Source organism: Nocardia anaemiae NBRC 100462 (genome assembly GCF_001612725.1).
GTDB lineage: Bacteria > Actinomycetota > Actinomycetes > Mycobacteriales > Mycobacteriaceae > Nocardia > Nocardia anaemiae.
Genome location: NZ_BDAZ01000050.1, coordinates 19,964 through 37,225 on the forward strand (window position 1 = coordinate 19,964; position 17,262 = coordinate 37,225).

A 17,262-nucleotide genomic window follows, 5' to 3' on the forward strand; every position below is an offset into this window, starting at 1 on the left:
GACCCGAGGAGACGGAGCAGGCTAGGCCGGAACTGGCCATGGTGCGCCGCCGGACGCGGCGCCGCAAATAATCAGCAAACGCTGCTGAGGGCCGCAGCGCTACTTGGGCGCACCAGGAGGTTCAGGCGCACACAAGAGGCGATGGTGCCCGAAACATTTGCCGCGAGGTGCATGCACGGCACCTATATGACAGCTATGTGGAATCAGCACGACGATCCCTCAAATATCCGAACAGCAGAACACGATTCATCGTACTGAACAGTAATTTGACGATCTTGGCCTTGTCAACCGACCAGTAGCTTCCCGATGGTTACCGCGGCCGAGGGCGAGTCGCAGGCTCGATCGAGGAGTGATCACCAGTCGGCTCGATTGGGATTGTGCGATGTAAAGCATTGGTCTCCTCGGGGCGTCGCTACACCAGGAATAGCAGACCTCGTCCGAGTGGACTTTCCAAGCATGGGAAGGCGAACCAGTCCGCTTTCTGATCGTTTGCTACGTCCGCGGCCTCCACCAAAGACGCTGTTCGCAGGGTCGAAAAACAAATCCAATATTGAATAAGCCGAGGGTTTGCGATGCCGACCGGAACGCACTCCGACGGCGGGAACGAAAAATGGCCCGGAACAATATGTTCCGGGCCATTTCCCTAGTAGCGGGGACAGGATTTGAACCTGCGACCTCTGGGTTATGAGCCCAGCGAGCTACCGAGCTGCTCCACCCCGCGTCGGTAGGGACAACGCTACAGCATGGGTCGTGCACTTACCTAAACGGCAGGTGGGACGGGTTGACCAGCGGGTAATCGGGGGTGGGTGTGCGAGCATGGGGGTATGCCGATTGCCACTAGTTCCATTGCCCATGTGCGACTGACTGTTTGCGATATCGATCGGTCGCGGGCGTTCTACGAGAAGGTGTTCGGATGGCCGGTTGCGCTGGAGGTGCCCGCCGATGCGGATGAGGCGACGCGCGAGCGGCTCGGCTTTCTGTTCGGTGGAGTGATCTATCGGATGGAGCACGGGATGATCGGGTTGCGGCCGGTCGGCACCGACAGCTTCGACGAGAACCGGGTCGGGCTCGATCATCTCGCGTTCCCGCTGAACTCACTGGCCGAATTGGAGGCTGCCGCAGCCCATCTGGACGCCTGCGGGGTCGCGCGTGGAGATATCAAGGACATCGGGTTCAGCTATATCCTCGAGTTCCGGGATCCGGACAATATCGCGTTGGAACTGATCGTCCGCAAGTAGGCTAGGCCGCCTTCGTCACCTTCTGCACCGCCGCCACGAAGAACTGATCGAAGGCCGCCTGGTCGAGCGAATCGTCCAGCGCGGCAACCCGAACCGCGACCGTGATGCCCCGCACCTCGGCGTAGCCCAGGTAGGCGTTCTGGGTCAGTGGCTTGTCGCTGGCATCGGTGGTCGCGGTGCTCGTCGCATGGTAGGCGATCGCGTTCGCGCCCTTCAGCTCTTGGGGCACAGCCTGATCCGTGACGCGCTCCTTCGCGGTGACCTGGTGACCGTCGTAGCTCGCGACCACCTCGACCGAACCGCAGCGCTTATTGCCGTCGGCGATGCGTTGCAGATCTCCGGTTCGCCCGGAAACGAATTCGACAAAGATTTGGCCCGACTTACCGGTCGCCGCCGCGATGGATGACTGCGCGAGCAGTTCCTTGGTCACCGCGCCGAGATCCTGCTGCGTGGATCCGCATTCCGCCGGGGTGAAGGTGGCGTTCTGTTGGGTTGCGGTGAGGTCGCCGACCGTCGACTGCAGCTGCTCCGGTGGCAGGTCGAGTTTCTTCGTGCCCGCGGGGAATTCCTCCTGGGTCAGCACCAACTGTTCGCGAGGTGTGCTGGGGGCCGCGGACTTCGAGTGCTCCGCCGAGTCGTGCTCGCTGCCACAGCCAGCGACGAGTACCGCGCCCGCCGCCATTGCCACTGCCCACCGTGCGTTACGCAATTCGATCATGGGGTGATCATGTCAGCTGTCGCCATGAACACCCACTTGCGGAAGGTATTTCAGAGCTCGGTGATCCGGATGCGGTGACGCTGCTGCAGCTCGCGCGAGCGACGCAGATAGTCGAGAACGAGGCGCAGTTCCGCGGCGCTGTAGCGCGATACCTCGTCCGCACCCTCCTCGGCGATCGGCCCGTAGATCCGCATGACCTTGGCCATCGCGGCGTCGGTGATACGGATGAGAATCTTGCGACGGTCCCCCGGTTCCGGGCATCGCACGACGTAGTCGAGCTTGGCAAGACGGTCCAGCATGGTGGTCACGCTGCCACTGGTCAGACCCAGTTCGGCGGCAAGTGCGCCGGGGGTCGTTGCACCGTGCCACAGGATTTCCAGGCAGCGCAGATCGGTGCGGTTGACGCCCAGATTGGTTGCGGCGGCCTGGTCCACAGCATCCACCGCGGCCTGCAGCGCCTGCGCTTCCCGACCGACCTCGGCGCGCAGTTCCGCCAGCTCCAACTTTTCTCTTGACATTCAAGCCTCTTGATCGTCAAGCTAATGATGCCTTGATAATCAAGATACCGCAGAGTCAAGAGAGATTTCGGGAGACACCCATGAAGAAGGCACTGATCATCGGCGGCGGGATCGCCGGACCGGTCACCGCGATGGCACTGCAGCGAGCGGGGCTGGAGCCGATCGTGTGCGAGGCATACGCGGAGGCGGCGGCCGAGCAGATCGGCGCGTATCTGACCGTGGCGGTGAACGGACTGTCGGCGCTGGCGCTGCTGGACGCACATCATGTGGTGACCGAGCTCGGACATCCGACGGCCACGCTGTCCTTCGCGACCAGCGGCGGCAAGCACATCACCGATATGCCGATCGGCGGCACACTGCCCGACGGCACCGTCACGCACAGCATCAAACGGCGCGATATGTATCGAGCGCTGAATGCCGAGGCGACCCGGCGCGGTGTGCGGTTCGAGTACAACAAACGCCTGGTGGACGCGGTATCGACCAAGGACGGCGTCCGGGCGAGCTTCGCCGACGGCACCACGATGGACGCCGACCTACTGATCGGTGCCGATGGAATCCGTTCCCGCACCAGGGAAATCATCGACCCGGCCGCACCGAAGGCGCACTTCCTCGGCATCTACGGGCTCGGCGGATTCGTCACCGATCCGGCGCTGCACAGCGAACTCGGGTTGCGGCCCGGCGTGTACAGCATGATCTTCGGCAAAAAGGCGTTCTTCGGCTATTTCGTCGCACCGGACGGCGAGATCTGGTGGTTCGCCAATATGCCTCGGACGCGGGAACTTTCAGCAGCCGAGTCGGTCGACTGGCGAGCGCGACTCGTCGAATTGCTGGCGGCGGATCGCGGCCCGGCCGCCCAGATCGTGGCCGCCACACCGGATGACACCTTCGTCCCCGCCTTCAACCAGTACGACATGCCGACGGTCACCAAGTGGCACAACGACAATATGGTCATTGTCGGCGATGCCGCACACGCCGTGGCGTCCTCCTCCGGCCAGGGCGTGTCCATGGCGGTGGAAGACGCCGTGACGCTGGCGATCTGCCTGCGCGATATCCCCGATACCGCCGCGGCCTTGGCCGCCTTCGAGGACAGCCGCCGCGAGCGGGTCGAGAAGGTGGTTGCCTATGGCGCGGAAACCACCAGCGACAAGGCATCCAACGGACTCGCTCGCCTACTGGTCCGTCTACTCACGCCCTACTTCCTCCGCAAAGCCGCCAAAGCCGGTGTCACCCCCCTGAACTGGATATACGACCACCGAATCGACTGGACTCCCGAGCCGGTGTCCCGTTGACGCAAACTCTGCGAGGACCCCGCACAGGGTGCACGTTATGCGAGGTCCCCACTGGATATGCGAGAGCGGGGAACCGTGCGGCGGACGGCCGAGCGCGGGGTCGCGGCCAGTGTCTTGTGCAGACTGGTGCGCATGGTCGTGGCCGAGTCGAGCAGATAGTTCTGCCGTACCTTCCACGGATGCCGATCCCCCTGCCGCGGGAAGTCGCCGATCGAGCGTTGGATGTAGCCGGAGGCCAGATCGAGTAGCGGACGCTCGTCGAGCTTGCCCTCCGGCTTCGGCACCACGGCCGCATAGTCGTTGCGGTCCAGGTGGTTGATGACCTTGCAGACCAACCGTGAGGTCAGATCGGCACGCAATGTCCATGACGCATTCGTGTAGCCGATGCAGACCGCGAAATTCGGTACGCCGGTGAGCATCGCGCCCTGCCAGACGAATTGCTCCGACAGATTCACCGTCGCTCCGTCGACCCGCGGCGCAATGCCGCCGAAGGCAAGCAATTGCAGCCCGGTCGCGGTAACCACCACATCCGCCTCCAGAACTCGACCGGACTTCAGCCGAATGCCTTCGGGCACAAAGGTTTCGATGTGGTCAGTTACGACGTGGGCCTTGCCCTTCTTCATCGCCTTGAAGAAGTCGGCATCGGGTACGGCGCACAGCCGCTGATCCCACGGGTCGTACTCCGGCGTGAAGTGTTCGACAACAGCCTTCTCATCCTTCAGAATTCGCGTCGTCAGACCGGTGAGCAGCCTGCGCGCGGCCTCCGGACGGCGACGGCAGTACTGATAGAAACCGATGCCGAACAGGATGTTCTTAGTGCGGATCAGGCGGTGCGCCAGCTGCGGCGGCAGCAATTCGCGGATCTTGTCGGCCTGCTTGTCCCGGCCGGGAACGGCACTGATCCAGGTCGGCGAGCGCTGCAGCATGGTCACCGACTCGGCCGCATCGGCCATGGCGGGCACCAGCGTGACCGCCGTCGCACCACTGCCGATGACCACGACGCGCTTGCCCGCGTAGTCGAGATCCTCGGGCCAGAACTGCGGATGCACGACCCGACCGGCGAAGGAGTCGATGCCGGGAAACTCCGGGGAGTGGCCCTGGTCGTAGTTGTAGTACCCGGCGCAGGCATAGAGGAAATCGCAGGTCAGAGTGCGTTGGGTGACGGAACCGGCACAATCGCGCTGCTCGAGGGTGAGTGTCCAGCGCGCCGATGCGGTGGACCAGTCGGCGCCGACCACCTTGGTGCCGTAGCGGATGTGCCGGTCGATGCCGAATTCCGCGGCCGTCTCTTCGACGTAGCGCAGGATCGACGGACCGTCGGCGATCGACTTCGCGTCCCGCCACGGCTTGAACGGATAGCCGAGGGTGAACATATCCGAATCCGAGCGAATCCCGGGATAGCGGAATAGATCCCATGTCCCACCCAGTGATTCGCGTGCCTCCAGCACGGCATAGGTCTTGCCCTGGCATTCGGTCTGCAGCCGATACGCCGCGCCGATGCCGGATAACCCGGCGCCGACGATTACGACATCGAGGTGCTCCGGAACTACGGGGCCGCCCGTCTCCCTGCCGCCATCTCTCATCGAATCGCTGCGCGATGCTGCCTGCATAGTTCCAGTCTGCGAGGGCAGCCGACCCGATTCTTGACTTTGCGCGACAAGTATTTGATTCTGAGCGACATGTCAGTGATTCGGTCCGCAGGGCTGCGCGGATTTCGCGCGACGGTGGCCGAGCTGGGCGGGAACGCCGAGGAGTTCGCCACCGCCGTCGGGCTGCCGATCGCCGCCCTCGATGCCGACGATCTGCTGGTGCCGGATCAGGCGGTCGCCGCGGCGCTCGAACTGGCCGCGCAGCGGCTCGACTGCCCCGATCTCGGCCTGCGCATTTCGCATCGACAAGATCTGGATATGCTCGGCCCGCTGGCCTTGGCCATCCGGAACTCGCCGACGCTCGCCGATGCCCTCGAATGCTGTTCGCGCTATCTGTTCCTGCATGCGGGGTCGCTCAGTCTGACGCTCGAATCCGACCCGTATGGCGATCGCGGCGTGACCGCATTGCGCTATGGCATCCAGCCCGGCGGCCCGACACCGGTCCAGGGCACCGACCTCGGACTCGCCTTCGTGCACCGCACATTTCAGCGGCTGGTGGACGTGCGCTACGGGCTGCGCTCGGTCGAACTGCCATATCGACCGGCCGCGCCGATCCGGCTCTATGAGGAGTTCTTCGGCGCACCGGTGCGGATCGAGCGTGCCGCGGCGATGTTGCGCGTGCCGATCAGCCTGGCGAACCGGCCGCTGAGCGGCGGTGACGAGAATCTGCACCGGTTGGCCATGGCATTCCTGGCTGAACAGTCCGGCGGCGCGGATGCCGCCATCGCACCCAAAGTCCGTGCCGCCGTACAACAATTACTGGGTACTTCCCCGCCGGAAATCACCGCCGTGGCAAGGCTTTTGACAATCCATCCGCGCACACTGCAACGACGCCTCGCCGCCGAGGACACCTCCTTCGCCACCATCCTGGATACCGTCCGCCGCGACGAGACCCGCCGCTACCTGACCACCACCGATATGCCGATGAGCCAGGTCGCTTCGCTGATCGGACTGTCCGAGCAGGCCACCTTCACCCGATGCTGCCGAAGGTGGTGGGGCACAACGCCTACCGCCGTTCGCCGGGAAGGCGCGCAGCACCGGCTACCGCAGTAGACCCACGGCCTCTTTCGCCGCCTCGGCGACCAATGCGTTGTCCACCTTGGCATCTGGGCTGGAGTGGGTGGTCAGTACCGCGATCACGATCGGCGCGGTGCTTGCGCCGGGCCAGGTGACGGCGACATCGTTGGCGGAGCCGTAGTCGCCGGTTCCGGTCTTGTCGCCGGTCCGCCAATCATCGGGTACGCCAGCGCGAATGCGCGTGCCGCCGGTGGTGGTGGCGATCAGCCACGCCGTCAGCTGCGCACGCTCCGGCGCGGCGAGTGCGTCGCCGACCGTCAGCGCCCGATAGTCGGCGGCGATCGCCGCGGGCGTGGTGGTATCACGCTCGTCGCCGGGGATGGCGGTATTGAGCTGCGGCTCCCAGCGGTCCAGTCGGGAGATCTCATCGCCGATGGACCGCAGGAACCGGGTCAGCGCCTGCGGTCCGCCGAGTAATTTCAGCAGTTCATTGCCCGCGGCATTATCGCTGCGGGTAATGGCCGCATCGCACAGTTCCGACACCGACATACCGCTATCGATTCGGGTGCCGGTGACCGACGAACCACCCGCGGCCGCCACATCCGCCTCGGTGAAGTGAATGATCTGGTCGAAATATCCGGTGGCGAGGGGATGTTCGCGCAATAGCGCGGCGCACGCGAGCGTCTTGAATGTCGACATCATCGCGAACCGCTCGTCCTGACGGAGGCCGACGGTCTTACCCGAGCCGGTATCGACGGCGAAGACACCGAGCCTGGCCTGATGCTGCTGCTCGATACCGGCCAACCGGCCGATCCGGGTCGGCGCCGGGTCCGGATTCCCCGACTCGGTCGCACATGCGCCGAGCAGCACCGCTGTCACCAGAACGAACCCCATACGAGCCCCGCGTCTACCGATCTTTGTCATGGCGACACGACAGCACAATGCCGATCCGCCTGTCCAAGACCGACATGGCCGAGACCCGATATCGGAACCGATATCGCCGCAGCGTAGGGCACCGGCAGTGGGCTCGGACGCACCGAAAATCAGGGTACCGCCGCACGCGCAGTGTCCGTTCCGCCGCACCCGCGCGGTCTGCTCACGGTCGAACGTCAGGCCGATGGTGTGAGCCACCATCGGCGAACAGGCAAGCCGCAACCGCGGTAGCAGGGATCGATGAATATCGGATAGTCAAGGAATGAACGAGCCGTTCGCGGGATGCGCGCGTAAGCTCCCGGGTCCGGGAGGTCGGGTCAGTGCAGTTTTCCGTTTTGGGCGAGGTCTGCGGGTGGCGTGGGGAGACGCCGCTCGAATTGGGACCTCCGCAACGTCGCGCGGTACTGGCCGCGCTCTTGCTGCGTGCCGGAAAGTCGGTCACCGCAGCGGAATTGGTGGAGGGAATCTGGGGCGAGGATCCGGTGCCGCGCGCCATCGCCGCGCTGCGCACCCATGTCGCGCAATTGCGGCGGGTGCTGGAACCGGATCGGATTTCGCGCGCACCGTCGACGGTGCTGGTCTCGGTCGGTGACGGTTACGCCTTGCGGATCCCACCAGGCTCGACCGATATCGAAGAGGTCGAGGCCCTGGTGGCCACGGCCGAACGGGTGCGCGGCGAGTCACCGGACGCGGCACGCGCGGCCTTGATCGACGCACTCGCCCGCTGGCGCGGTCCCGCGCTGAGCGGATTGGTCGGACCTTTCGCCGAACGACACCGCACCCGCCTCGAGCAATGGCACCTGGCGATTCTCGAGGACCGACTCGCCCTCGATATCGAGGTCGGCCGCGCCGCCGACGCGGTCGCCGAACTGGGTCCGCTGATCGATGAGCATCCATTGCGCGAACGGTTCCGCGCGCTGCTCATGGCCGCGCTGTATCACTGCGGCCGCCAAGCCGAGGCGCTGGAAGTGTTCGCGCGGGCCCGCCGCGATCTGGTGGACGGAATCGGCGTCGAACCCGGTCCGGAACTGACCGCGATGCACGAGCGCATCCTGCGCGCCGAAATGCCGACACCGCGACAGAACGGCTACGGCCCGGAGCCGGTCGTGCCCGCGCAACTGCCGCCGGATATCGCCGATTTCACCGGCCGCGAGCAATTCGTGCAGCGCATTGCCGAGCAATTGACCGGCGGCGGCAGCGCGGTCGCCATCTGCGCGGTCGGCGGCATGGGCGGTGTCGGCAAGACCACATTGGCCCTGCATGTGGCTCATCACGTGCGCGATCGCTTCCCGGACGGACAGCTGTATGTGAACCTGCGCGGCGTCGATCCGGTGCCGACCTCACCCGGTGACGCGCTCGGCGGATTCTTGCGCGCACTCGGCATCGCGGAGGGCGACATACCGGGCACCGTCGACGATCGCGCGGCCGAACTGCGCACCCGCCTATCCGGTAAGCGCATGCTGATCGTGCTCGACAATGCCAGGGACAGTGCGCAATTGACGCCGCTGCTCGCGGGCACGCCAGGGACCGCGGTGCTGATCACCAGTCGTTCGGCGCTGACCGAGATGCCCGCCGTACGCCGCACCCGCCTCGACGTGCTCGAGCGTGACGAGGCCATGGCACTGCTGATCCGCATCCTCGGCAAGGAACGCGTCGCGGCCGAGGAAGCCGCGGCACGACAGGTCGTCGCGCTGTGCGGATGCCTGCCGTTGGCGGTGCGCATTGTCGGCGCGCGACTCGCGGTGCGGCCGCAATGGACGATCGGATCGTTCGCGGCGCGACTGGCCGACGAGAAGGGTCGGCTCGCGGTGCTGGAGACCGGCGAACTCGGTGTCGAGGCGGCGTTCCGGATGGGCTACGGACAGCTGAACGATAAGCAGGCCAAGGCATTTCGCACACTCGCGCTCGTCGACTTCCCGGATCTTCCGGTCGACGGCGTGGCCGCGGTGCTCGGCATCGCGGAATCCGAGGCCGAGCGGATCTGTGAATCACTGGTCGATCTGAGCCTGCTCGAGACCACGGTGCCCGGCCGCTACCGATTCCACGATCTGCTGCGCCTGTTCGCCCAGAGCGTCGCCGACGAGGACGAGTCGGCAGTGCTGGTCCGGCTGCTCGACTACTACCTCGCGGGTGCAAAGAACCTGTTGAGCGCCATCGACTACAGCAACACCACGCGCCTGTTGATCCCGACCACCGTGCCGGGGCGGCGGTTTGCCAGCGGATCCGAGGGACAGGTTTGGAACGACGTCGAACGGCCGGTCGTAATCGCGCTGCACCGGCAGGCCGCCCGGGTCGGTGGCCGCGCACTGCAGGTGGCGGCGGATCTGGCCTGGGTGATGGCCGAACTGATGGAAGCGGGCACCCGCGCCAGGGAACTGTCCGAAGCGCTGACGGCCTTGCTGGACACCGCGATTCGCGAATCGCACGCGAGCGAACGCCGCATCCGGGTCGCCCTCGGGGCGCTGCTGCAGGTCGGACTCGGCGAGGTCGAGGCGAGTCTGAAGTATCTCGACGCGGCGGCCGGTCCGCCAACCGACGACGCCGATCGCCGGATCGCGGTGCTCTCGGAGGTCCTGCTCGGCATCGCCGATCGACGACTCGGCGATGTCGAAACCTCACGTCGGCACTTCGAGAATGCGATGCGCTTCGCCCGTGAACTCGGTGACCGGTCGATGCAGGCCTGGTGTCTGGCGTTGGTCACCCGAACCTATTGCGAGGCAGGGCGATACGACGAGGCGGTCGATATCGCGGGTCGGGCCATCGCGTTGGCGCAGGCGGCGTCGAATCCGGTGGCACTCGGTTGGGCGACCCACGAATTGGCGGCCACGCTATCGATGCGTGACGAACACGAACGGGCACTCGAACTCGGCCACGATGCCGTGCGGATCGCGCAGCGCAATGGTGTGCGACTCTGGGAGGGGTGGGCGCGAACCAGATTGGCGCAAATCCAACTGCGCGCAGGCAATGTGGCGAATGCGGAAAGCCAAGCCGCGGAAGCGGTTCGGTTGCTCACCACGGCGGCCGATCCGATCGACCGGGCGCGTGCGCTGGCACTGCACGCGAGTGCGTTGGCCGCACAGGGGCGCACCGGTCCGGCCGCGACGGAGTTCGCCGAGGCGGCGGAGATCTTCCGACGCGCTGGTCTGGCGCCGCCCACCATCGACCGGCTGTTCAGTGCCGCGCCGAGCGTCGATATCGCGGATTAGGCGGCGTTTATCCAACGTTTATCGGGCACTGATGGTTGCCTGGAATTCTCTGGGTCGATGCGATCGCCGTCGTGGTATCACCGTGCGGGCGCGCGCTATACCGACTTGTGTGCGAGGGGTACGCAAGGCGTATCGACATGTCCGACCGCGGTGGCCGATCGACAGGTTCAACCCGAATCGCGGACATCGCATCGTCAGCGGCTGCGGGCCCGCCGGGTCCGGTCCACGCAGTCCGCGCACGCCGTGGTCGCCCCGGCAGCACCGGTTGCCGGTGCGCCCGGTCCATCGACTATCTGAAAGAACCCCGAGTCGCAATTGCCAGGCCTGACGAGTCGGTGACATGCCGGGCCAACTCCTTGTCGCGACCACCGGACCAGCACACACTTCGGAGATGACAACCTTCGACGACCTTCGGGCGCTGTACATCAACTGCACGCTCAAGCGCTCCCCCGAGACGAGCAATACGCAGGGCCTGATCGATATCAGTGCCCAAATCATGGCGAAGAACGGCGTCCAGGTTTCGCACATCCGCGCCGTCGATCACGACATCGCGACCGGAGTCTGGCCGGATATGACCGAGCACGGCTGGGCCACCGACGAATGGCCCGCGCTGCAGCGACAGGTGATGGACGCCGACATCCTGGTGCTGGCCGGACCGATCTGGCTCGGCGACAACAGTTCGGTCACCAAACAGGTGATCGAGCGACTGTACGGCAATTCGTCGGTCCTCAACGAGCGCGGTCAGTACGCCTACTACGGCCGAGTCGGCGGCTGTCTGATCACCGGTAACGAGGACGGCGTCAAACACTGCGCGATGAATATCCTCTACAGCCTCCAGCACCTCGGCTACACGATTCCGCCGCAGGCCGACGCCGGTTGGATCGGCGAGGCCGGACCCGGACCGTCATATCTGGATCCGGGCTCCGGCGGTCCGGAAAACGATTTCACCAACCGCAATACCACCTTCATGACCTGGAACCTTTTGCATCTGGCCCGGATGCTGAAGGACAACAGCGGCATACCCGCGCACGGCAACCAGCGCTCCGAATGGGATGCGGGCTGCCGGTTCGACTTCGAGAATCCCGAACATCGTTAGGGCGCAGTGGGTTCGGGCATGGTCGCCGGAAATCCACATGCGGTGACCAGATTCGCGTCACCGAAGGCGGCGATGCGGGTGATCGCGCGGTCGGTGGTGGTGAGCACCGCAAGTCCGAAAGCCCGGTAGCCGCCGCCTGTTTCGCGGTGGTAGGCGACGGCGGCAGGTTGCCCGTTGGCGACGGTCGCCAGCATGAGCCAGTCGCCCGCCGTACCGAGTACCTGGGTGGCGAGATACCCGACGCAAGTCCGCTTGCCCGCGAACCAGGTTGTGGCGGGCGGCATTTCGAGGATCGCATCGCGATGCAACAGGCGCTCGATGGCGTCGGGGTCGGCGTTCTGGAATGCGGTCATGTACGCGTCGAGGAGTGCGCGCTGCTCGGGTTCGGTCGGGTTACGCGCATCCGCTGCGACCGCACCGAGTTCGTCGAGCCGGGCCCGCGCACGCTGTAGCGAACTCTTGACCGCGGCGGTCGTGCTGCCGAGCAACTCGGCCACCTCGGCAGCCGGGAAATCCAGGACGTCGCGCAGCAGCAGAACCGCGCGCTGTTTACCGGAGAGCTGTTGCAGACAGGCGATCAGCGCGAGCCGCAGACTGTCGCGGGCGGCGACAACACTGGCCGGATCATCGGATTCATCGGTCACGAGTGCGTCCGGCAACGGACCGAGCCATCGCACGTCGAAGTCCATGGCCGCAGCAGCGGACGGGTCGACGGTGGGCGCGCCGAGTCCGGACGGCAGAACGCGGCGGCTGCGATGCCGCAGTGCGGACAGACAGGCATGGGTGGCGATCTGATAGAGCCAGGTCCGCACCGACGAGCGGCCCTCGAAGCCGTCGAAGGCCCGCCAGGCGCGTAGATAGGTCTCCTGGACCAGATCTTCGGCGTCGTCGGGTGAGCCGAGCATCCGGTAGCAGTGCGCGAGCAATTCGCGCCGATACGGCTGGGTGCGGCGATCGAACTCGATATGCGCGGTGCTCGCCTGCGTCATCGGCGGGTCCTTCCGGTCGGCGGCCTCATAGAGGTAGACCGACCGAGCGCCGAAAAATAATCACCGCACCCGATTCCTTCATACGATCGCCCGGGTCTACCTATCCGACCACTCGTAAAGGAGACTCGTGATGAAACTCGATGACACTGTCCGCACGCTGATCGACGAACCGCATGCCGCGATCCTCTCGACTGCGAATGCCGACGGCCGACCGCAATCCTCGGTGATCTTCGTGAAATACGAGGACGACACGGTGCTGTTCAGCACCATCAAGGGTCGGCTCAAGACCCGCAATATGATGCGCGATCCGCGGGTCAGCCTGCTGGTATTGAGCCGGACGAACGGTCGCTATGTGGAGATTCGCGGCAGGGTGGATATCACCGAGGATCCGGACAAGACGCTGCTGTACGAGCTGTACCGCCGGTATATGAACGGGGCCACCCCGCCGCCGGAACCAGAGGCCGAGCGGCTGATCGTGCGGATCACACCGGAGAAGCTCTACGCCTTCCCGCCGTCCTGATCGGCGGTCACCCTGTGCTGCTTCGGTTTTCGCGACCACCACCCATGCCGATCCGACCTGACGATTGTGGCGCGGCAGTTCGGCTGGCTGATACTTTGCGGACTTTCGCATAGTCTGCGGCTTATGGAGAACACGCCCGGTTCGCCGCACCCGCACGAACCGCATGGTGAGGGTCTGGCATCGAGGCTGAACTGGTTGCGCGCCGGCGTACTCGGGGCGAACGACGGCATCGTGTCGACCGCGGGTCTGGTTGTCGGTGTCGCCGCGGCGACGACCAGTGCCTCGGCCATTTTCACCGCGGGCATCGCCGGACTCACCGCGGGTGCGATCTCCATGGCCGTCGGCGAATACGTTTCGGTGAGCGCACAGCGCGATTCCGAGCGGGCGCTATTGGCCAAGGAACGCACCGAACTCAGCGAAGAACCCGAATTCGAGCTGGCCGAACTGGCCGATATCTATCAGTCGAAGGGGCTGACACCGGAGACGGCGCGCAAGGTGGCCGAGGAGTTGACCGCGCACGATGCCTTCCTCGCCCACGCCGAAGCCGAACTGGGTCTTGATCCGCACGAGTTGACCAATCCGTGGGCCGCGGCCGTCTCCTCGGCGGTCTCGTTCACCCTGGGTGCGCTGCTGCCGCTGTTGGCGATCATCCTGCCGCCGACCACGGCTCGCATTCCGGTGACATTCGCGGCGGTGTTGATCGCATTGGCGATCACCGGATCGGTCAGTGCCCGGCTCGGCGGTAGTAATCGCGCACGCGCGGTGTTGCGGGTAGTCATCGGTGGTGCGCTGGCGATGGCGATCACCTATGGCATCGGTCAATTGGCGGGCGTCGCCGGGATATGAGAACGGGCCGAGGGAAACCCCTCGGCCCGTTCTTCGCTCAGCGCGTTGGCGTCAGTAATAGTGCCGCCGACCGCCGACCGGGCGCCCCACCGACCCGACGAGTGCGAGGATCGCACCGATGAGCAGCAAAATGATTCCGGCTGTGGTGAGCAGACCGATTCCGAGCAGATACCCGACAATGAGCAGTATCAAGCCGAGGACGATCATCGTTCTTTCCTTTACTTGGTCGTCTTGACCGTTGTGCGGCCGGATGTCTCGACCGGCGCCGACCCGCTGGGCTGGCGCATGAACCGGTTCCGGCTCCACACCGGCTTTCCGCCTTTCGGCGGGGTGACCTGCGCGGGATCGGTCGCGGGTGGTGTCGTGGCGGGCGGTGCTGCCGCCGGTGGCGTGCTTCGACGCTGCTCGGCCTTGACCGCCTTTTCCTGCGCCGCCAACTCCCGGCGCGACTGCCGCAGATCGCGCCGTGCGGCGCTGCTACGACGGGAACTACGCCAGAGGCCCGCGAGCAGCAGGCTCAGGCCGAGCATCCCGATCGCCCCGATCGCGATCCCGTAGAGGAAGAGTTCCCCCGCGGAGACGCTGAAGTGATAGTCGAATACCCCGAAATCGCCTGGTGACGTACGAACTTCGCCCGTATTGGCCGCCACTCCGGCAACGCCGATAATTACCGCGCCGATGAGAACGACGAGCCCGATGATAATGATCATGACAATCCCGTTGCGCTGGTTGATATTACATTCTGGCTATGCCCGGTAATTCCGAAATCAAACACCGCACCGGCGCGCCGTTTGAAAACCGCCGATTCGGTTATCCGCCGAACCGAAGACAGCCACCTACCAGGAGGTCGTGATGACCTACACCTTTGATATGACCGATTACTCGGACGAGCGCGCCGTCGTCGCCGAACGCGCGCTCTACAACCTCGGCGGCGTGCAATCGGTCGATGTCGACCGCACCTCGGAAACCATCACCGTTAATTCCACCCTTTCCTACGGTGAAGTACTCGACGCGATCCGCTCGGCGGGCGTGGGCGCGAAGTAGCCACCCACGAGTTGCTGAGGTTTCCCTAGCGACCGCGCCCGTACGGCACTGTGAGTTTCCGGCGTTCGGCTCGCGTGCGGAGGTTCGGCACCAGCCGACACCAGGTCACACACCGCCACATCCATTCCAGCGGACCGTAGCGGAACCAGCGCAACCAGCAGTGACTCCATACCGCCTGCACCGCGATGATCCCGGCGGCCAAGCCGAGCAGTGCGCCGTAGCGATTGGAACCGGATAGCCGAAGCCACGGGTCGGCGGCCAGGACGAGTCCGGTTGCCGAGAGGTAATTGGTCAGCGCCATCCGCCCCATCGGCTCGAGCACCTCCGCGAATACCTGCCCCGTCTCGGTGCGCAGGAACAGCAGGAATCCGGTGAAATAGGCGAGGGCACCGAGCAATCCGGCCACCGGAGCCGCACTGCCGGTCCACAGATCGATATACGGCGTGCGGTACTCCCACACCCCGGCGGCCACCGCGGCGGGCACGGCCAACACGAAGACCAGCGCGATCCGCCAGCCGTGATCGCGCAGGTTGTCGACGAGGTCGAAGCGGTCGGCCGCCAGGCCGAGCAGGAAAAGGCCAGGCACCAACCCGAGCCCACCGCCGATCGTGACCGGAACCCCGATCGTGGCAACCAGTCCGGCGAGCAGTATCACCCAGCGCGCCAGCCCAGCAGCGGGCAGCAGAACAACCAACCCGACGATCGCATACGGCAGCAACGCCTCACCCGGCTGGAACACATGGTGAATCAGGCCGAGCACACCGAGTGCGATGAGCCGACGTGCGAGTACCAGCCTCGGACGGTCGCTGCGCTCTGCGGCACGATCCAGGAACAGCGAAAAGCTCAGCCCGAACAGGAACGAGAAGATCGGGAAGAACCGCCCCTCGACCAGCACGGACAGCATATGTCGCAGCGGATCCACGATGCCCGCCCCGATGGTCGCCCGCATATCGGTCAGCTGCCAGATATCGACCACCAGAATCCCGCACAGCGCGAGGCCACGCACCGCGTCGAGTTCGTGGATGCGCGGTCGCCCACCGACAGGATCCATACCCTTACGCTATCGAGCCTCAACCCGAATCCCGGCGCGAGACATGCACATCGGGTTCGCGTCTCAGCCCGGATTGCGGCGAACGATTCCGGTTCACCAGTAGCGCCGACGCGGGGACCGGCGAGCGGTGAAGTTGGGCGGCCTGGTCTCTGTCGGCCTGGCGCGCAAGCGATTTCGCCAAGGTGCGTCGGCGGGGCGGGCGGCGTGCAGTCGTTTCTTTCGCATGGCCGGAAGGATCAGCGCATGGCCCACGGGGCAATGGCCTGGACGGCGGGCCAGCCGAAGTCTTCGGTGTCCTCGTCTTCGACGAACCACAACCAGTTCTGCACGGCACGGACCAGGGTCCAGGCGCGGGCGCGATCCGAATCCAGCCCGGCGATATCGACGACGGCGGCAAAGCGATCGTCGAGGGCGGATTCGGTGCGCCGATTCCACAGCAGCGACAGCGTGGTGAATTCGAGGTCGCCCGCCAGCGGCTGCGGATCGATGACCAGCCACGGTTCGCGGGTGCCGCCGAGGACGTTCTCGAAGTGCAGATCCTCATTCACCAGCAGCCGGTCCGCGCTCGGGCCGAGCTGAGCGCAGACATCGACGGCAGCGTCGAGCAGCTTGCGTGGAAAGGGCGCGCCGAGGCGCTGCCAATCCTTCGGCAACTCCTCAACCAGGCGCTCGGCCTCGGCGCGCAGGTCGCGGGAGACGCCGGGCGGAGCGGGGATGGCGAGCCGACGCAGCAGGACGGAGATGACGCGAACCGCATCATCGATGGGCTCGAGGTCCAATGACCGGGCGGGATCGAGTCGTTCCAGCAGGAGCGCGCCGTGCTCGGCATCGCTGTCGAGCAACCGCACCGCGCCATTGCCTGCCCAGGCGGTCAGTGCGACCGGTTCGTCGCGGGTCTCCGGAGTGAGATGGCCGAGTTTGAGCACGACCCGACTGCCGTCCGCGTGCACCGCGGGCAACACCAGGCCGCCATAACCATGCATGGGCGCGCCCTCGAACCGAAGCTGCCAGCGCTCGGCGTACCGAGCCGCGAGTTCGGGCAGACCGTCCAACCAAGCCCGCGCCGTGGGCTCCATCTTGACCAGACGATCGGCGAAGAATTCGGGGACAACGATCACCAATCGAGCATCGCAGCCGTGTCGAACGAA

At 65.4% G+C, this 17,262-nt stretch carries 17 protein-coding genes and 1 tRNA gene; 8 read left to right on the plus strand and 10 right to left on the minus strand.

The window, feature by feature from the left end:
- Positions 1-647: 647 nt before the first annotated feature.
- A tRNA-Met gene (locus tag NA5_RS26300) sits at positions 648-721 on the minus strand.
- A gap of 103 nt (positions 722-824) precedes the next feature.
- On the opposite strand from NA5_RS26300, the gene NA5_RS26305 reads away from it, so the two are divergent.
- Complete coding sequence (locus NA5_RS26305) at positions 825-1,238, plus strand: VOC family protein (protein WP_062990668.1); 414 nt, start codon at positions 825-827, stop codon at positions 1,236-1,238.
- A 1-nt stretch (position 1,239) separates the two neighbouring features.
- Here NA5_RS26305 and NA5_RS26310 read toward each other — a convergent pair whose 3' ends face one another.
- Together NA5_RS26310 and NA5_RS26315 are read right to left on the minus strand one after the other, a co-directional pair.
- Positions 1,240-1,956 carry a hypothetical protein gene (locus NA5_RS26310; RefSeq protein WP_157110644.1) on the minus strand — a complete coding sequence of 239 codons (717 nt, stop codon included), beginning with the start codon at positions 1,954-1,956 and terminating at the stop codon, positions 1,240-1,242.
- Positions 1,957-2,006: 50 nt separating this feature from the next.
- A complete protein-coding gene (locus NA5_RS26315) occupies positions 2,007-2,474 on the minus strand; it encodes a MarR family winged helix-turn-helix transcriptional regulator (RefSeq protein ID WP_062990672.1) in 468 nt (155 codons plus the stop codon).
- Positions 2,475-2,554: 80 nt separating this feature from the next.
- Here NA5_RS26315 and NA5_RS26320 point away from each other — a divergent pair, with 80 nt between their 5' ends.
- Positions 2,555-3,763, plus strand: coding sequence for an FAD-dependent oxidoreductase (locus tag NA5_RS26320; RefSeq protein ID WP_063813590.1), 1,209 nt, complete (start codon positions 2,555-2,557; stop codon positions 3,761-3,763).
- A gap of 35 nt (positions 3,764-3,798) precedes the next feature.
- Here the strand turns inward: NA5_RS26320 and NA5_RS26325 are convergent, their stop codons facing one another.
- Positions 3,799-5,346, minus strand: coding sequence for a flavin-containing monooxygenase (locus tag NA5_RS26325; RefSeq protein WP_062990798.1), 1,548 nt, complete (start codon positions 5,344-5,346; stop codon positions 3,799-3,801).
- A gap of 96 nt (positions 5,347-5,442) precedes the next feature.
- Between NA5_RS26325 and NA5_RS26330 the strand changes: the two genes are divergently transcribed.
- Positions 5,443-6,465, plus strand: coding sequence for an AraC family transcriptional regulator (locus tag NA5_RS26330; RefSeq protein WP_062990800.1), 1,023 nt, complete (start codon positions 5,443-5,445; stop codon positions 6,463-6,465).
- Here the strand turns inward: NA5_RS26330 and bla are convergent.
- Positions 6,454-7,353: a class A beta-lactamase gene (gene bla / locus NA5_RS26335; RefSeq protein ID WP_157110645.1), complete on the minus strand. Its 900-nt coding sequence runs from the start codon at positions 7,351-7,353 to the stop codon at positions 6,454-6,456. The genes NA5_RS26330 and bla overlap by 12 nt on opposite strands.
- Before the next feature lie 329 nt (positions 7,354-7,682).
- On the opposite strand from bla, the gene NA5_RS26340 reads away from it, so the two are divergent.
- Positions 7,683-10,568 carry an AfsR/SARP family transcriptional regulator gene (locus tag NA5_RS26340; protein WP_084484427.1) on the plus strand — a complete coding sequence of 962 codons (2,886 nt, stop codon included), beginning with the start codon at positions 7,683-7,685 and terminating at the stop codon, positions 10,566-10,568.
- 391 nt (positions 10,569-10,959) lie between these two features.
- Positions 10,960-11,664 carry a flavodoxin family protein gene (locus NA5_RS26345; RefSeq protein ID WP_062990802.1) on the plus strand — a complete coding sequence of 235 codons (705 nt, stop codon included), beginning with the start codon at positions 10,960-10,962 and terminating at the stop codon, positions 11,662-11,664.
- On the opposite strand, the gene NA5_RS26350 is transcribed toward NA5_RS26345, so the two are convergent.
- A complete protein-coding gene (locus tag NA5_RS26350; protein ID WP_062990678.1) occupies positions 11,661-12,653 on the minus strand; it encodes a sigma-70 family RNA polymerase sigma factor in 993 nt (330 codons plus the stop codon). The genes NA5_RS26345 and NA5_RS26350 overlap by 4 nt on opposite strands.
- 130 nt (positions 12,654-12,783) lie before the next feature.
- On the opposite strand from NA5_RS26350, the gene NA5_RS26355 reads away from it, so the two are divergent.
- On the plus strand, positions 12,784-13,173 hold the full coding sequence (locus NA5_RS26355; protein ID WP_062990680.1) for a PPOX class F420-dependent oxidoreductase: 390 nt from the start codon (positions 12,784-12,786) through the stop codon (positions 13,171-13,173).
- Positions 13,174-13,296: 123 nt separating this feature from the next.
- Complete coding sequence (locus NA5_RS26360; RefSeq protein ID WP_062990682.1) at positions 13,297-14,019, plus strand: VIT1/CCC1 transporter family protein; 723 nt, start codon at positions 13,297-13,299, stop codon at positions 14,017-14,019.
- A gap of 51 nt (positions 14,020-14,070) precedes the next feature.
- Here the strand turns inward: NA5_RS26360 and NA5_RS41405 are convergent, their stop codons facing one another.
- Positions 14,071-14,226 carry a DUF6131 family protein gene (locus NA5_RS41405; RefSeq protein WP_169811366.1) on the minus strand — a complete coding sequence of 52 codons (156 nt, stop codon included), beginning with the start codon at positions 14,224-14,226 and terminating at the stop codon, positions 14,071-14,073.
- A gap of 11 nt (positions 14,227-14,237) precedes the next feature.
- Positions 14,238-14,729, minus strand: a complete 492-nt coding sequence (locus NA5_RS26365) for a hypothetical protein (protein ID WP_062990685.1) — start codon at positions 14,727-14,729, stop codon at positions 14,238-14,240.
- A gap of 142 nt (positions 14,730-14,871) precedes the next feature.
- On the opposite strand from NA5_RS26365, the gene NA5_RS26370 reads away from it, so the two are divergent.
- The gene (locus tag NA5_RS26370; RefSeq protein WP_062990687.1) at positions 14,872-15,063 is read left to right on the plus strand and encodes a heavy-metal-associated domain-containing protein; all 192 of its coding nucleotides are present in this window, start codon (positions 14,872-14,874) and stop codon (positions 15,061-15,063) included.
- A 25-nt stretch (positions 15,064-15,088) separates the two neighbouring features.
- Here NA5_RS26370 and NA5_RS26375 read toward each other — a convergent pair whose 3' ends face one another.
- The gene (locus NA5_RS26375) at positions 15,089-16,114 is read right to left on the minus strand and encodes a DUF418 domain-containing protein (RefSeq protein WP_062990689.1); all 1,026 of its coding nucleotides are present in this window, start codon (positions 16,112-16,114) and stop codon (positions 15,089-15,091) included.
- 236 nt (positions 16,115-16,350) lie between these two features.
- On the minus strand, positions 16,351-17,232 hold the full coding sequence (locus NA5_RS26380) for an aminoglycoside phosphotransferase family protein (protein ID WP_218020158.1): 882 nt from the start codon (positions 17,230-17,232) through the stop codon (positions 16,351-16,353).
- Positions 17,233-17,262 lie beyond the last annotated feature (30 nt).

Excerpts from the sequence above, each read along its gene's own strand:
- NA5_RS26305 (WP_062990668.1), top strand. The coding sequence starts at position 825 with ATGCCGATTGCCACTAGTTCCATTGCCCATGTGCGACTGACTGTTTGC.
- NA5_RS26310 (WP_157110644.1), bottom strand. The coding sequence starts at position 1,956 with ATGATCGAATTGCGTAACGCACGGTGGGCAGTGGCAATGGCGGCGGGC.
- NA5_RS26315 (WP_062990672.1), bottom strand. The coding sequence starts at position 2,474 with ATGTCAAGAGAAAAGTTGGAGCTGGCGGAACTGCGCGCCGAGGTCGGT.
- NA5_RS26320 (WP_063813590.1), top strand. The coding sequence starts at position 2,555 with ATGAAGAAGGCACTGATCATCGGCGGCGGGATCGCCGGACCGGTCACC.
- NA5_RS26325 (WP_062990798.1), bottom strand. The coding sequence starts at position 5,346 with ATGAGAGATGGCGGCAGGGAGACGGGCGGCCCCGTAGTTCCGGAGCAC.
- NA5_RS26330 (WP_062990800.1), top strand. The coding sequence starts at position 5,443 with ATGTCAGTGATTCGGTCCGCAGGGCTGCGCGGATTTCGCGCGACGGTG.
- bla (WP_157110645.1), bottom strand. The coding sequence starts at position 7,353 with ATGACAAAGATCGGTAGACGCGGGGCTCGTATGGGGTTCGTTCTGGTG.
- NA5_RS26345 (WP_062990802.1), top strand. The coding sequence starts at position 10,960 with ATGACAACCTTCGACGACCTTCGGGCGCTGTACATCAACTGCACGCTC.
- NA5_RS26350 (WP_062990678.1), bottom strand. The coding sequence starts at position 12,653 with ATGACGCAGGCGAGCACCGCGCATATCGAGTTCGATCGCCGCACCCAG.
- NA5_RS26355 (WP_062990680.1), top strand. The coding sequence starts at position 12,784 with ATGAAACTCGATGACACTGTCCGCACGCTGATCGACGAACCGCATGCC.
- NA5_RS26360 (WP_062990682.1), top strand. The coding sequence starts at position 13,297 with ATGGAGAACACGCCCGGTTCGCCGCACCCGCACGAACCGCATGGTGAG.
- NA5_RS41405 (WP_169811366.1), bottom strand. The coding sequence starts at position 14,226 with ATGATCGTCCTCGGCTTGATACTGCTCATTGTCGGGTATCTGCTCGGA.
- NA5_RS26365 (WP_062990685.1), bottom strand. The coding sequence starts at position 14,729 with ATGATCATTATCATCGGGCTCGTCGTTCTCATCGGCGCGGTAATTATC.
- NA5_RS26370 (WP_062990687.1), top strand. The coding sequence starts at position 14,872 with ATGACCTACACCTTTGATATGACCGATTACTCGGACGAGCGCGCCGTC.
- NA5_RS26375 (WP_062990689.1), bottom strand. The coding sequence starts at position 16,114 with ATGGATCCTGTCGGTGGGCGACCGCGCATCCACGAACTCGACGCGGTG.